Below are 14,456 nucleotides of genomic sequence, written 5' to 3'. Positions count from 1 at the left end.
GTACTTTTTCTTGCTCACCGAAAATCATTGTGACAGATTGTTTAATGCCTAGTGCGAATTCGCCATGGCTCGCAATAACAATTCCGATACTCAATGTGAATAACCTCCTATAAAATAAATAATATATTGAAAGCACTTACTTTCATCTTTCATTCTATCTCATTATAAGTGGTTTTATTTGTTCTGAAATGAGCTGTTTCATAACCAATATAAGTTTTTTTCATTTTAAGAAAGATGGAGTAAATAGAAGTATTTTAAGAATGAAGGGGACATAAAAAAGAAAGTATAGACTTAGATTGTTCCGATTCTCTATTTTATTCCTACATTTCAAAGATTTTTATTTTGTGTTACAATACAATTTGAGGTTATAACTATGACAACAAAAAAATCGGATCAAGAAAAACTCGGAACTTTTTATAAAAAATTACGAACTTCAAAGGGTTTTACGATAAAAGAAGCCGCGGGCGATGCTTTGTCTTCTAAGCACTTATCAAATTTTGAGAATGGCATTACTGATCTTTCCACCCATCTCTTTTTTTCTGCCCTCGAAAATATCAATGTTAGTATGTTTGAATTTCAAAATTTTTATAATCAGCATACTCAAAAAAAAGATCTTATGCTTTATTCACAAAAAATTTCGCAAGCATTTTTAACTCACAATGTAGTGGAATTACAACATTTATTGACTGAATTAGAAAAACAGCAAAAAAATAAAAAAAATAAACTCGAAAAGATAAGAATTAAATCAGTTCTTTCTTTCTTAGATCAATCGATTCCAATTTCTAAAAATGAAATCGATTATTTATATGATTATTTAAAAACTTGTAACGATTGGGGATATTATGAAATTTTACTTTTTAGTGATTGTGTGCCCATTTTTGATATTCTAACGTTATCTCTTCTTGTTCATACTATGCTTTTGCCAACGCAAATTAACTTTGATTTATTTCATATCAAACAAGTGCGTATTCAAGCTATTTTAAATTGCATTCAAATTTTCATTGATAACCATCAATTTTCACTGGCAGAAGAACTTATTTTATATCTAAAAAATATGGAAATACATGACTATTGGGTATTTGAAAAACTTATTTTAATTTTTAATTCCGCTCTTTTAGAATATGTAAAAGGTGATGCTGAGGCAAAAGATATTATTGAAAAGGTGCAATCAATTTTTGAATTTTGTGGTGCTTATAAATTAGCAAATGAAATGAGAAATCGTATGCACGCTTATCAGATAAAATATTTTCGATAGAGTTTATCTTTGATTTCTCTTTAGAATTTTTTTATTTATTCATCTTGTTATTTTATGTTAAAATAGAAGATGAATTTTTTTATGTCTTAGGACAAAGAAGTGGAGAATATTTTGAATAAACCTATCATCATTGGTGTCACTGGTGGCTCTGCAAGCGGAAAAACAAGCGTTTCTCATGCGATTCTTGAGAGTTTTACGGATGAAAACATTGGAATGATTGAGCACGATAGCTACTATAAGGATCAATCCAATTTGACTTTTGAAGAACGAACCAAAACAAATTACGATCATCCTTTAGCATTTGATACCGACTATTTGATTGCACAACTCAAAGAACTGCGTGCAGGTCGTGCGGTTGATGTTCCGATTTATGATTATTCTAATCATACGCGCTCAAAAAAAACATATCGTCAAGAACCCGTTGATGTGCTGATTGTAGAAGGGATTTTAGTGCTTGAAGATGAGCGATTGCGTGATTTGATGGACATCAAAATTTTTGTTGATACTGATGATGATGTCCGCATCATTCGTCGTATTCGACGAGATATTGAAGAACGTGGACGAACATTGGACTCTGTGATTACACAATATTTGAATGCAGTCAAGCCAATGTACCATCAATTTATTGAGCCAACAAAACGCTACGCTGATGTCATTATCCCTGAAGGGGTGTCAAATATCGTGGGGATTGATATTATCACAACAAAGGTAGCAAGTATTTTACAAGAAAACGAAGCGAATCAATAAAAGGACAGCTCCTGTCCTTTTTTGTGTCACCAGTATTCATTTTGCTCTAAAACAAAAAAGACTTGTCTTAAATCAAAAACAAATCCTTTTTAGAGTGAAATTTTATTTAAAAATGATGCATTTGTGACAATAAATCTGGTGTGCGTTCCTTTTCCAATTGTTTTATCGCCTTGTTTTGCTTCCACTTCAAATGTGATTTTACGGCGGTCAACAGCGATGACGGTAGCTTTTGCGATGATTTCTGCTCCGATTGGACTCGCCAGATCGTGACTGACATTGATTTGGATGCCAACAGAGCTTTCTGTATCTTCTAAGTGATGAGAAATAGCACGCATTGCGGCATTTTCCATGAGCGCAATCATCATGGGTGTAGCAAATACTGGAAGTGAACCACTATTTAGAGCTTGAGCAGTGTTGGTTGCATCAACTGTGACATGAGAAAAAGCAATTTCACCGCATTTTATTTCAGACATTTTTTTGCCTTCTTTTTATTTAGAGTTGTCGTACAATGTCCCCTCCCAGATTCGAACTGGGGACAAGAACTTAGGAGGTTCTCGTTATATCCGACTTAACTAAGGGAACAAATTTCAGCGCTAACAAGCATTTGTCAGTGCTGATGAGATGATTTTAGGTTCTGTCAGTACTGACAGAATTTTTTTATTGGCTTGGACAGTCAAAAGTTTAATTTTGATCTGCATCAAATACAATTCCTGCAGCGCGTCGCATTTGATAACTGATCTGTGCAACGTCTTTTGCGGTATCTTGTAAGTCTTTGTAAAGATAACATGATGAAGGAGTTTCTCTTGTTTCATATATTTCTGCAAAGTGATTGGCTTCATCAATCAAAGGATGCTTTGCTGGAATAATTTTGATTGTTTCAACGCCACCATCATTTTTGATGAATTTAGCAGATTTGATTGCATTGACACTATCCAGCACTAAAGTTCCTGTGGTCGTATAAATTTCACAAGGTAAATAGGAATTAAAATTTCCCGCACATTTCAAAGCGACTTTGAACGTTCCATAATCAAGACTTCCGATTCCAGAAAGATCCACGCCGCTTTCCAAGATGACAGCATCATACGTCGCAGATTTAGGGTTACCAAACCAATACACTGCAGCATAAAGTAAATAAACCCCTAAATCCGCTAAAAGTCCACCAGAATATTTAGCATTAAACTTATTGGGAACTTCTCCTCTCAATAACGCAGGCATTTTTGATGAATATTTTGAGTAAGTAAAATCAGCACCGATCACTTTTTTGTCTGCTAAAAATTCATGAATGACCTCAAAAGCGTGTTCGTGAATATTTCTTGCTGCTTCGAAAAACAACACCTTTTTTTCGTTTGCAAGTGAAATAATTTCATTAAGTTCTGACGGATTTGAAAATGCTGGTTTTTCAACAATGATGTGATGCCCAGCTTCAATGGCTTTTTTTGCTTGCTCAAAATGAACTGCATTTGGACTGGCAATATAAATCATATCCATGTCATGCATCAAAAATTCATCCAGATTTTCGTATAAACTCACATGAGAAAAATCCTCTGAAAATGAAAGAGCACTTTCTAAATGTCGTGAATAAACCGCCTCTAAATGATATTTTTTTGTCATCTGAGCTGCCTCAACAAATGACGCACTAATCCATCCAGTCCCGATAATTCCTAACTTTAACATTACTCTCCTCTTTTTCTATTTTTCAATGCTGTTCTTTTTGAACGTGTTGTTTTGATTTTGAATGATTTATTGATGAAATCCAGTGATTTCATACTTCATTTTCCGCGCCGCACTGCTTTGAGACTGATTCAATAAAATCAAAAATGTCTTTTATCACGACTGCACATGTGCGCTCGTTTGTCGTGCTGGGCGGTTTTATTTTTGTCTCCGTTGATCAGATTTTCATCTCGTTTCACGATGAAATCCTCTTTATTATAGCAAAATTTTGTCCAAAATACTTGCTTGATTTAAAAACTAGCGTCTAAAAGCATTTTGTCAGCACTGACAGCGCATTTTTTTCCCTTTATCGTGAAAAATTTTTTCTGTCAGCACTGACAAAAACTCAGCGCCACTTAATTTTCTTTTTCCATCAGTAATTTTTGAATCTGGACGCGTGTTTTTTGCTCCGTTTTTCGAGACATCATCACTGTCACATAATCGCCCGCCAAAAGTTCAGTTTCTCCGTTTGGAATTAGCTCTTTTCCCGCACGATGAATGGAAACAACCAGACAATCCTTCGGTAATGGTAATTTTGATAGTGTTTTATTTTCAGCTTTCGAATCAAATTGAACAATCGCTTCCATCATCAATTGCCCTGTTTCTTCTGATTTTTCATCGTCTTGTTCTGAAAGCATTTTTTGTAAAAGTGAATCATAAATCGGTTCTGATTTCAATAAATCAGCTACCACATAAGCCACTAAAGAAACCAATGCTAAAGGTAACAAGTGTGAAAATGATCCCGTCATTTCAACCAATAACAAGATTCCTGTCATTGGCGCTCGAACAATTGCTGTAAACGTCCCCGCCATCGCCAAAATCACGAAATTTGCAAACCATATTTCAGGCAAATGAAATGTGGAAATGGCTAACGTTGCAAAAATCGCACCTAAACTTGCCCCTAGGACAAGTAAAGGAAAAAAGATCCCGCCAGGAACACCTGAAACATAAGAAATCATCGAAATAAAGAACTTCGCTAAGAAAATCAAGCATAAAAATCCCAAACTCCACCCAAACGTCAATCGGTCCATCAATGTATGTCCTGAACCAATGACCAAAGGAAAAAGAATCGCCATCATTCCCGCGCTCGCAAAGGAAATCAAGACGCGAACAGAAACATTAGGAATTTGCTTCATCCACTTTTGTCCTGCCAACAATGTCCGATTGTAGAGTGCACCAAAAATCCCTAAAAGAATTCCAAGCACAATCAAAAGCCAGTAATCTTGTAGTGCAATCGTTCCTTTAACGACAAAATGAAAAACAGCACTCGTCCCAAAAATTAATTGAGAAATAGCATCTGCTACAATTGCTGAGGTCATACATGTCAACAAAATCAACGGAGAAAAATACTTAAATACTTCTTCAAGTGTAAACATCACTCCAGACAACGGAGCGTTAAACGCCGCAGAAAGCCCTGCAGATGCTCCAGAAGCCATTAAAATTCTGCGATGCCGTTCAGTTTGTGCCATTTTTTCACCAATCATCTGCCCCATCGAAGCACCCAATTGTACAGACGGTCCCTCACGTCCCAAAGATAGCCCACCAAGCATCGCCAATGTTCCAGCAATAAATTTTGCAAAAGCGGTGGTCAACCAGTTTGATTGAAAGGCACCTTGCAGCTGTCCTTTGACCTGAGGAATTCCCGAACCACTGGACATTGGAAATTTTTTCATTAAAAAAGTGATGATTAAAACAAGTCCTAAAACAACTGGAATCACCCCGAAAAGCAAGAGTGGATGCTGCGCTACTTTTCCATAAGAAAAACGACCAATCCACTCCGCTTTTTCCAATGCAAAACGGTATAAACTCGCTAAAAATCCTGCGGTAATCCCAACAACAACACTCAATGCAATGAGGTACAGGTTTTTATTTGATGAGGTTTCAATATCTCGAAATTTCATGATTTACCTCATTTGACCTTTACGTGAGGGTGAAGGGGCTTATGTGCAAAATGCGTCGCAACAGCACCTCCACCATGCATTTTATCGTTCACATTCACAAATCCCGCTTTTTCAAAAAGCTGGCACAATGTTTTTGCATCTGGAAAATCCTTCGCTGATTTTTGAAGCCACTGATATTCTTCAAAAGAATGTGCAAAAAGACGTCCAAAAAGGGGCATAATTTTTTCAAAATACAACTCAAACGCTTGCTTATACAAGGGAAGTCTCGGATGTGATGTGTCAATGCAAACCGCTTTCCCTCCCTTTTTTAACACCCGAAACATCTCTTTTAACACGATCAAATAATCGGGTGTATTTCTAAGTCCATACCCAATTGTCACCACATCAAACGTTTCATCCTCAAAAGGCAACGCCAAAGCATTTCCTTGAATCCAGCTGATGTTTTGATCATGTCGTTGCAGTGATTTTTCTTTAGCGATTTCAAGCATATTTTCAGAAAAATCAAGTCCAAATACAGTCCCGTCTTTTCCGACAGCATCCGCCAAATCAAACGTCCAATCTCCTGTGCCACAACATAAATCCAACACCGTCAATCCTTTGGTGAGCGCCATTTTTTTCATCGTTTGAGCGCGCCAGAGATCATGTTGTTTAAAACTGATAATTGCGTTCATTCGATCATAATCTTTTGAAATATGATTAAATATTTCGTGTACTTTTTCTTCTTTTACTTCAACCATAAGATTAATTATAGCAAATTTAGCGTTTAATTTCTTCGTTTTTTTATTATGATTTCTAAAATTTTAAGATAAATTAAAATATGAATTCAATAAATTTTGCACGCTTTCGTTTTCTTTTAATAAAAAAACGCACCTCAATAAAGATGCGTCAAGGCTCAAGTCCCTTTCTTATTTTGTCTCAAATGCAGAAAGAAAAATTTAATCATTCGCTAAATCTTCGCCATTCGTTTTTATGACTTTTTGATACCAATAAAATGATTTTTTCGGGATTCGTTTGAGTGTTCCATGCCCTTCATCGTCGCGATCGACATAAATAAATCCATACCGCTTACTCATCTCCCCCGTCCCAGCAGAAACTAAGTCAATACATCCCCAAGAAGTATAACCCAATAAATCAACACCATCGATTTCAACTGCTTTTTTCATCTCAGCAATATGTGCTGCCATGTACGCAATGCGATAATCATCTTCTATTGTTCCATCTTGTTTGAGATGATCCATTGCGCCAAGACCATTTTCAACGACAAACAACGGTTTTTGATAACGATCATAGGCGGTATTCATTGTGATTCTCAGTCCTTTAGGATCAATTTGCCATCCCCATTCACTCGATTTGAGATAAGGATTTGCGACAGATTCAAAAATATTTCCTGCTGTCTTATCTGCATCAGATTTCACTCGAGCAACACGACTTGAATAATAACTAAAGGAAATAAAATCAACCGTATGTTCACGAAGCAAGGCTAAATCTCCAGCTTCAATCGGTAAAGTGATGTTTTTTCTCTCCAGTTCTTTAAGTTTGTATGATGGATAGTATCCTCTTGATTGCACATCAATGAAAAAGAGATTTTCACGATTTAATTTTTGCGCTTCAAAGACATTTTCTGGATCACAATCATAAGGATAATAATCTCCTGCAGCTAACATACATCCCACTTTATTTTCAGGATCAATCTCATGTGCGATTTTGGTCGCTAATGCTGAGGCTAATAATTCGTGATGCGCTGCGTGATAGAGCACTTCATCCCTATTTTCACCCGCCTCAAAAACAATTCCAGCACCCATAAATGGTGCGTGCAACAGCATGTTGATTTCATTGAATGTGAGCCAGTATTTCACAAGACCTTTATAGCGCGTAAAGATGGTCCTAGCCAATCGTCCATAAAAATCAATCATCTTTCGATTGCGCCATCCACCATAAGTCTTGATCAAGTGAATTGGACAATCAAAGTGAGTAATCGTCACAAGTGGTTCGATTCCAAGACGTTGACACTCCAAGAAAATCGCTTCATAAAAAGCTAATCCTTCTTCGTTAGGCGTTTCTTCATCTCCATTTGGAAAAATCCTCGTCCAAGCAAGTGACATTCGATAAGTTTTAAATCCCATCTCAGCAAAAAGTGCGAGATCTTCTTTCCAATGATGATACATATCAATCGCTTCTTTTGCGGGATAAAAGTGCGCATCATCAAACGCTAAATGTTTCTTTTGACCTGTGATAATCGCAAAGCGATCTTCTCCGTGTGGCACCACATCTACATTGGCTAATCCTCTGTTTGAGAGATTATATCCCCCTTCGCATTGATTGGCAGCAGTTGCTCCGCCCCATAAAAAATCTTTTCTAAATGGCATAAAAAATCCTCCAATATTATTCTCTTTATATTTTATCATTTTTTTCAGAATTTGAAAACGTTTCCCCAATCAAAAACTTAAAATTGCATTATTTTTCTCATTTTTTTGATGTGATTTATTATCAATTTCTTAAAAAAAACGAGCAATGCGGATTAGATCAGATTGGCACCTGTCATTTTGAAAAATACTTTTTCTAAATCTGGAACTGTTTTTATGGCACCGTGACGTTTACAAATGTCATAAGGATTTCCTGTTTCAACGATTTTTCCCTCGTATAATAGCCCCACACGATCACAAAGTTTGACGGCTTCATCCATATTATGTGTGGTCAAAAACACTGTCGCCCCTTGATGACGTAACGTTTTAATCATTTCGTGAATGTGTCTGGAAGAAACTGGATCTAGTTCGCTTGTAGGCTCATCAAGAAATAAGATTTTTGGTGTATGAATCATTGCACGCGCTAAAGCAAGCCGCTGACGCATGCCTTTTGAGAGCGTTGAAACTTCTTTTTTTGCAACATGCGTGAGTTCGACATTCTCTAATGTTTCCATTACTTTTTTATGAGAAACGCCATAGATTCTGGCAAAAAGTTCTAAGTTTTCTAAGCAATTGAGCCGCTCATAAAGTTCATCCGAATCCAGCATTAATCCGATTTCAAAAGCAGAAGCTTCCACTCTCTTTTTTCCTGCTTCATGCTCGATTTGATTGGTTAAAATGTTGATGATGGTCGTTTTTCCAGATCCAGAAGGACCTAAAAGTCCAAAAATCTCCCCCTCCTGAACAAGAAGATCAACAGAAGATAAGACCATTTTTTCATCAAAATATTTTTGAATATTTTTCATTTCAATCATGAGAATCTCCTTTTATTTTTCTAATTTTTTTCTTACTATTCTAAGTTTATCACATTCCAAAACACGCAAGAAATAATATGGATAATAAAAAAACAACTCAATGAAAATGTGAGTTGTTTTCTTCATCCGTGAGAGGTTCAGCCCAGTTGCGACGCAAACTAAATTTTTCTGGTACAATGTCGTAGCCTGGTGTGCAAAATGGATGACATCGTAAAATGCGCGCAATTCCCATCAACGCTCCCTTTGAGCCATGTTTTTCAAGTGCTTGAATCATGTAAGTAGAGCAGGTCGGATAATAGCGACAGCTTGGTGATGTCAAAGTTGAGATAAACCGTTGATAAAATCGAACGAGTGAAATAAAGATTTTTTTCATATTTTTTTAATTCTGCAGTGCAGATAAAATATCCTTTGCAGCGAGTTCAGGTGTGAGATGATAGCGTTGATAGAGTTCAGAAACAGGGACTTCTTCATTGAATTCCTTATCTGCTCCAAAGTTTAACACTTTTATCGGACTTTGTCCAAGAAAACTGGCTACTTTTTGTCCAAATCCTCCATCAAGTACACCATCTTCAAACGTTGCAAGGACCTGATGGTGCGTTGTCAGTGCTGACAAGAAGTCACAATCCAGGCTACTGACAAAAATTGGATTAACAAGCGTCGCTTCAATGCCCGATTTTTGTAATTCTAAAACAACTTTTTCAGCTTGGCTAAACATTCCTCCAAGTCCTAAAACCGCAACGTTTTGTCCTTGTTTTTCAAGTTGATACGCTGGTTTTTTAAAGTCTGTCAGTGCTGACAAACGATGTTCTACACCGTGTTCTGGGATATTGATGACCACAGGATTTTCATCTTGTGTCATGGCCCAATCCAATATATTTAAAAGTTCTTCTTTACTTGTTGGTGCAAGATAAATCAGATTGGGAATGTTTGAAAGCCAACCGCGCGCAAAATCTCCTTGGTGTGTTTGATCACTGCTAGAGATGACGTCGCCCTTAATAAAAACAATCGCAGGTTCATGATTGATTGCTAAATCATGGACGAATTGATCAAAAGCACGTTGGACGAAGGTTGAATTGTGGAAAATAAATGATTTCGCCCCATTAAGCGCAGCTGCGCCACCAAAGGTAATCGTAAATTGCTCAGCAATCCCAGCATCCCAATAATGATCTGGATATTTATGTGCAAAATCTTTTAAATTGTAGGCCGCAGGAATTGCAGCATTAATCGCCAAAATTGGTTGTCCCTCTTGCATTTTTTGATCCATATAATCCATCAAAATACTACTATAACTTTCTTTATTTGATGATGGAGATAGAGATACTCCCGTTTCAAGATCAAAAGGAACGTGCCAATGCCAATTTTCTTTATTTTTTAACGCAGGTTCATAACCAAGACCTTTGACCGTGTGGATATGCAGTACGATTGGATGATCACAATCTTTTACTTCTTCAAAAAGTGCAATCAACGCTTGAATGTCATTTCCTGACTCAAGATAACGATAATCCAGCCCAAAAGCCTTGAAAATATTATTTTTTGCTGTCCCATTACTCTGACGTAAACTTGCCAAATGAGGATATAATCCCCCATGATTTTCAGCAATGGACATGTCGTTATCATTCATGATAATGATCAAATTTCCATCAAATTGTCCTGCATTATTGAGTGCTTCAAGTGCCAATCCACCAGAAAATGAACCATCTCCAAGAATAGCAATAACATTTCCAGATTGATGTGTTAAATCACGCGCTTTTGCAAATCCCAATGCGTTTGCTACAGAAGTTGACGTATGCCCTACTGTGAAAAAGTCGTGTTCACTTTCTTCTTGACTTGTATATGGAGTAATTTCGTGAAAATGCCCTGTCACAAATCCTTCTTTTCTCCCCGTCAAAATTTTGTGCGGATACGTCTGATGGCTGACATCCCAAATGAATTTGTCAATCGGAGAATGAAACACGCGATGCAGCGCAATCGTAAGTTCTGTCACTCCTAAATTTGGGCCGACGTGTCCTCCAACTTGGCTGACTTTATTGAGCACCGCGCGGCGCACATCACTTGCTAATTCTTCTAATGCTTCATTCGACAGCTTTTTCACATCGGCAGGCGAATTTACTTGATCTAATACAGACATCGTGTCTCCTTTTTATAGATAAATATTTTATAAGTTGATTTTACCACTTTTTTGTATTTTTTAAACTGAAAAACTACGCAATCTTTTTCTTTCTCATTTTTTATCACTTATTTCTTTATTTTTTTGGAAAATGCGTGCGGGATGAACCGTTGGCATCTCGATTTTCAAGCGAATGACAAATTTTGTTCCTTTTGGTGGATTGTCCTCGATTGCGATTCTACCACCGTAAGCCACTACGATTTGTTTGGCCAATGAAAGTCCTAAGCCCAGTCCACCTTTTTGACGTGTTCTCGCTTTATCCACGCGATAAAAACGATCAAATACGCGCTTTTTGTCCTCATTTGAGATGCCTTCGCCATTATCTGACACAAAAAGATTTAAATAACTTCCAGATTTCGTAATCAGAATGTCTATTTTTCCATCTTCATTAGAATATTTCATCGCATTATCAAATAATATCGTCATCAATTGTTTAACTAATGATTGATCCAAATTCACATTTCCATCAAGTTTGACTGTTCCTGTGAACGTTTTATCAGCATCCTGCGCCAACATCTGGTAACTTTCAAAAATATTTTCAAAAAACGTGGCATTCGTCTCTTCAGGTTCAATTTTTAATCCTGAATCTCGTCTTGCCAAATTTAATAAATTTGTAGTTAAAAGACGCATATTTCTAACTTCTGAAAGACTTGCTGAAATATTTTCTGATTCATCAATAATCGTTGCCGTCGGATTTTGAAAAAGTAATTCAAGTCGATTTTGTAAAATTGCAAGCGGCGTTCTCAGTTCATGTGACGCATTTTCAACGAATTCTTTTTGTTTTTCATACGCTAACATGACTGGAAGTAAGGTCCAATTTGCAAGATAAAGACTAATCAAAATCGAGATGACCCAAAAAATTGCCATCGTTGTAAGCACTATTAAAATGTTTCTTGAAAGTGATTCTTTAAGCTGATCCACATTGGCAAATACTTGAACATATCCAATAATATTATCATTGGTATCCACTGTAGCCATCGTTAGATAACGATAATTCCAATTCGCGCCATAATCATTATGGACCGATACTGACTGGATTGTGCCGATATTTGAACGATTAAAGCGGACAGATTTCTCAAGTTGAGTTAAAATCTGATTACCATTTTGCCCTGCAACAGTCGTCGTTGTGGGGATGATTAATTTTCCTTTTTCATCATAAAGCAACACCGTGTTTGCTGGACCATATTGTCCTGTACTGCTTGGATGACTATCTGCGTTACTATTACTTTGCTGATGCAAAACGATGGATTTTAGAAAATCAGGGTTTTGTCCCAGATTGAGCAAATTTTGATCAGTGGTTTTATACACCCCACTTCTCATGACTTGAACAATAATCAAGGTCAACGCTGCAAAAATAACAGTAAAAGCTAGAAAAAAATGAAGGAAATTTTTCCCATCATTCTTAACAATCGCAGAATTTTTAACGCTATTCATCAAGTGATGCATTTTTTCTCCTCCACAATTTCTGTCAGCACTGACAAAAAATTATTTTCGTATATTTTGATGGTGTCAGTACTGACAGAACTCATTTTTCACGCGATTTGATGGTGTCAGCACTGACAGATTTGCCAATTCAAAATAGATTAGCGCAAAATGTATCCGACATTACGCAACGTTGCAAGTTTTTCAGTGAATGTCGTATCTTTTAATTTTTTTCTAATCTTACTCATGTAAACCTCGACAACAGTGACTGTTGTATCACTATCGTAACCCCAAATTCGGTCAAAAATCTGTTCTTTTGGCAAAATAACGTTTCGATTTTGCATTAAATAAACAACCAAATCAAATTCTTTCCCAATCAATTCCACCTGATTTTCGCCAACAAATGCAGATTTATTCGCTAAAACCAAGCGCACACCGCCATAAGAAAGTCCTGCAGCATCTTCGAGTTTTCCGCTACGTTTTAACAATGCCTGAATCCGTGCTTTTAACTCATCAAGATAAAACGGTTTGGTCAAATAATCATCTGCGCCAATTTCAAACCCGTGCATTTTATCATCAATGGATTCTTTTGCAGTCATGATCAAAACGGGTGTTTCAATATTTTGTTCACGTAATTCTTTTAAAACCTCGAATCCATTTTTTTCAGGCAACATTAAATCAAGCAAAATTAAATCGTAAATTCCAAGTTCAGCTTCATATAATCCTTCTTCACCATCATAGCACTGCTTTACCTCAGCAAACGACTTCAAAAAATCATAAACTGATTTGGATAATGAAAGATCATCTTCCACTAATAAAATTTTAATCATAGGATCCATCCTTCTTCACTTCTGTGCAGAATCCTCACCACTTCTGAATTCTGTCCCTTTCCTTATATTTTACACTATTATCGCTCTTTTTTCTTGTCCAAGCCTTAACATAAGCTGAAATTAAACTAAAGTGATTAATTTTTTTAGATGACAGATTTTTTAAAAAGAAAAAAAGCCAAATCATTTGGCTTTTGTGGATTCTCTTAAGATTAATTCAAAAGGAATAACCGTTTTTTCATGATAATGAGATGTACTATTGAGCAAGTCAAGAAATTTCCCTACACTTGCAGCACCTAATCTTGTGACATTAATATCGAACGTCGTCAAAAAAGGATGCATGATTGTTCCAAAAATCGAATTATTAAATGTAATTAAGGAAATATCATCAGGAACACTTAAATTTTGAGCTTTGAGACGCTCAAGCACTCTCAAAGAAAGCACATCATCAATGACAATCAATGCAGTGGCCTTCCCAATCGAAAAATTTTGACCAAATTTTAAAAGACTGCTCGTCAATCCTCGACTCATCATTTCTTCATTGAACCCTTGAAAACGCTCCGCAAAAACTTCACCTTCTTTTGTATCTGTCACAAAGGCGATATTTTTATGCCCCAATTGTGCTAAATGACGAACCGCTTCATGACCTAAAAGTTTATTGTCATTATCCACATGAGTGATTTCATTTTGATGCTCTGATGGTGTTCCGACGAGGACATACGGAATATTATTTCCAAATAAATATTCACGCACACTGTCTGTTTTTCCTGCATACAACACAATAAATCCATCCACACGACGTTCTGAATACATCAATTGCACTTGCTTTTTCAATTCCTTTTGCGTGTGTCCTGTTGCAATCGCAATGGAAACATTAGATTCTCGTGCAGTCTCATTGATTGCCGTCAATATTTTCATAAAGAAGGGTTGACTAGACTTGTTATCTACTGGGGGGAAAACAACACCAATCGTATTGGTTTTTCCAGAAGCAAGGATTTGTGCTGCAGCATTTCGGGTATAACCCAACTCAGCCATCGCTTTACGCACAATTGTTTTCGTTCGATCACTGATTTGAGAACTGTCTTTGATCACACGACTGACGGTCGATGCGTTCACTCCTGCTTTTTTTGCTACATCCTTTATTGTTACTGCCATTTTAAATTTCCTTTACGCGCTCGTGTCGCAGGTGACGCTAGGTCACCCGTCCAGC

At 36.6% G+C, this 14,456-nt stretch carries 14 protein-coding genes; 2 read left to right on the top strand and 12 right to left on the bottom strand.

What is annotated here, in order from left to right; translation table 11 throughout:
- On the bottom strand, positions 1-94 hold a 94-nt coding region (locus tag GHI93_RS11035), incomplete at its 3' end, for a PTS sugar transporter subunit IIA domain-containing protein (RefSeq protein ID WP_281347495.1).
- A 279-nt stretch (positions 95-373) separates the two neighbouring features.
- Between GHI93_RS11035 and GHI93_RS11030 the strand changes: the two genes are divergently transcribed.
- Positions 374-1,255: an Rgg/GadR/MutR family transcriptional regulator gene (locus GHI93_RS11030; protein ID WP_153497083.1), complete on the top strand. Its 882-nt coding sequence runs from the start codon at positions 374-376 to the stop codon at positions 1,253-1,255.
- Positions 1,256-1,363: 108 nt separating this feature from the next.
- Positions 1,364-2,002, top strand: coding sequence for a uridine kinase (gene udk / locus GHI93_RS11025; protein WP_343030371.1), 639 nt, complete (start codon positions 1,364-1,366; stop codon positions 2,000-2,002).
- Between the two features lie 89 nt (positions 2,003-2,091).
- On the opposite strand, the gene GHI93_RS11020 is transcribed toward udk, so the two are convergent.
- The 11 genes from GHI93_RS11020 to GHI93_RS10970 form a co-directional block, all read right to left on the bottom strand.
- Positions 2,092-2,475, bottom strand: coding sequence for a thioesterase family protein (locus GHI93_RS11020; protein ID WP_153497081.1), 384 nt, complete (start codon positions 2,473-2,475; stop codon positions 2,092-2,094).
- A 208-nt stretch (positions 2,476-2,683) separates the two neighbouring features.
- Positions 2,684-3,676, bottom strand: coding sequence for a Gfo/Idh/MocA family protein (locus GHI93_RS11015; protein ID WP_153497080.1), 993 nt, complete (start codon positions 3,674-3,676; stop codon positions 2,684-2,686).
- A 392-nt stretch (positions 3,677-4,068) separates the two neighbouring features.
- Positions 4,069-5,613 (bottom strand): ClC family H(+)/Cl(-) exchange transporter, encoded by a 1,545-nt coding sequence (locus GHI93_RS11010; protein WP_153497079.1) that lies wholly within the window; start codon positions 5,611-5,613, stop codon positions 4,069-4,071.
- 8 nt (positions 5,614-5,621) lie between these two features.
- Complete coding sequence (locus GHI93_RS11005) at positions 5,622-6,350, bottom strand: demethylmenaquinone methyltransferase (RefSeq protein ID WP_153497078.1); 729 nt, start codon at positions 6,348-6,350, stop codon at positions 5,622-5,624.
- A gap of 198 nt (positions 6,351-6,548) precedes the next feature.
- Positions 6,549-7,979, bottom strand: coding sequence for a 6-phospho-beta-glucosidase (locus GHI93_RS11000; RefSeq protein WP_153497077.1), 1,431 nt, complete (start codon positions 7,977-7,979; stop codon positions 6,549-6,551).
- Between the two features lie 152 nt (positions 7,980-8,131).
- On the bottom strand, positions 8,132-8,830 hold the full coding sequence (locus GHI93_RS10995; protein WP_153497076.1) for an ABC transporter ATP-binding protein: 699 nt from the start codon (positions 8,828-8,830) through the stop codon (positions 8,132-8,134).
- A gap of 97 nt (positions 8,831-8,927) precedes the next feature.
- Positions 8,928-9,203 (bottom strand): membrane protein insertion efficiency factor YidD, encoded by a 276-nt coding sequence (gene yidD / locus GHI93_RS10990; protein WP_153497075.1) that lies wholly within the window; start codon positions 9,201-9,203, stop codon positions 8,928-8,930.
- A gap of 6 nt (positions 9,204-9,209) precedes the next feature.
- Positions 9,210-10,958, bottom strand: a complete 1,749-nt coding sequence (locus tag GHI93_RS10985; protein WP_153497074.1) for a 1-deoxy-D-xylulose-5-phosphate synthase — start codon at positions 10,956-10,958, stop codon at positions 9,210-9,212.
- Between the two features lie 93 nt (positions 10,959-11,051).
- Positions 11,052-12,443: a sensor histidine kinase gene (locus GHI93_RS10980; protein WP_153497073.1), complete on the bottom strand. Its 1,392-nt coding sequence runs from the start codon at positions 12,441-12,443 to the stop codon at positions 11,052-11,054.
- Between the two features lie 137 nt (positions 12,444-12,580).
- The gene (locus GHI93_RS10975) at positions 12,581-13,249 is read right to left on the bottom strand and encodes a response regulator transcription factor (protein WP_211368890.1); all 669 of its coding nucleotides are present in this window, start codon (positions 13,247-13,249) and stop codon (positions 12,581-12,583) included.
- A gap of 180 nt (positions 13,250-13,429) precedes the next feature.
- Positions 13,430-14,401, bottom strand: coding sequence for a LacI family DNA-binding transcriptional regulator (locus tag GHI93_RS10970; protein WP_153497071.1), 972 nt, complete (start codon positions 14,399-14,401; stop codon positions 13,430-13,432).
- Positions 14,402-14,456 lie beyond the last annotated feature (55 nt).

Source organism: Lactococcus hircilactis, from assembly GCF_009601015.1.
GTDB classification, from domain to species: Bacteria; Bacillota; Bacilli; order Lactobacillales; family Streptococcaceae; genus Lactococcus; species Lactococcus hircilactis.
Note: the sequence above shows the minus strand (reverse complement) of the source record. Positions and strands in the feature narration are given on the sequence as shown.

Bases quoted from the DNA above. Each gene is read 5' to 3' on its own strand.
- GHI93_RS11030 (WP_153497083.1), top strand. From the start codon at position 374: ATGACAACAAAAAAATCGGATCAAGAAAAACTCGGAACTTTTTATAAA.
- GHI93_RS11020 (WP_153497081.1), bottom strand. From the start codon at position 2,475: ATGTCTGAAATAAAATGCGGTGAAATTGCTTTTTCTCATGTCACAGTT.
- GHI93_RS11015 (WP_153497080.1), bottom strand. From the start codon at position 3,676: ATGTTAAAGTTAGGAATTATCGGGACTGGATGGATTAGTGCGTCATTT.
- GHI93_RS11010 (WP_153497079.1), bottom strand. From the start codon at position 5,613: ATGAAATTTCGAGATATTGAAACCTCATCAAATAAAAACCTGTACCTC.
- GHI93_RS11005 (WP_153497078.1), bottom strand. From the start codon at position 6,350: ATGGTTGAAGTAAAAGAAGAAAAAGTACACGAAATATTTAATCATATT.
- GHI93_RS11000 (WP_153497077.1), bottom strand. From the start codon at position 7,979: ATGCCATTTAGAAAAGATTTTTTATGGGGCGGAGCAACTGCTGCCAAT.
- GHI93_RS10995 (WP_153497076.1), bottom strand. From the start codon at position 8,830: ATGATTGAAATGAAAAATATTCAAAAATATTTTGATGAAAAAATGGTC.
- yidD (WP_153497075.1), bottom strand. From the start codon at position 9,203: ATGAAAAAAATCTTTATTTCACTCGTTCGATTTTATCAACGGTTTATC.
- GHI93_RS10985 (WP_153497074.1), bottom strand. From the start codon at position 10,958: ATGTCTGTATTAGATCAAGTAAATTCGCCTGCCGATGTGAAAAAGCTG.
- GHI93_RS10980 (WP_153497073.1), bottom strand. From the start codon at position 12,443: ATGCATCACTTGATGAATAGCGTTAAAAATTCTGCGATTGTTAAGAAT.
- GHI93_RS10975 (WP_211368890.1), bottom strand. From the start codon at position 13,249: ATGATTAAAATTTTATTAGTGGAAGATGATCTTTCATTATCCAAATCA.
- GHI93_RS10970 (WP_153497071.1), bottom strand. From the start codon at position 14,401: ATGGCAGTAACAATAAAGGATGTAGCAAAAAAAGCAGGAGTGAACGCA.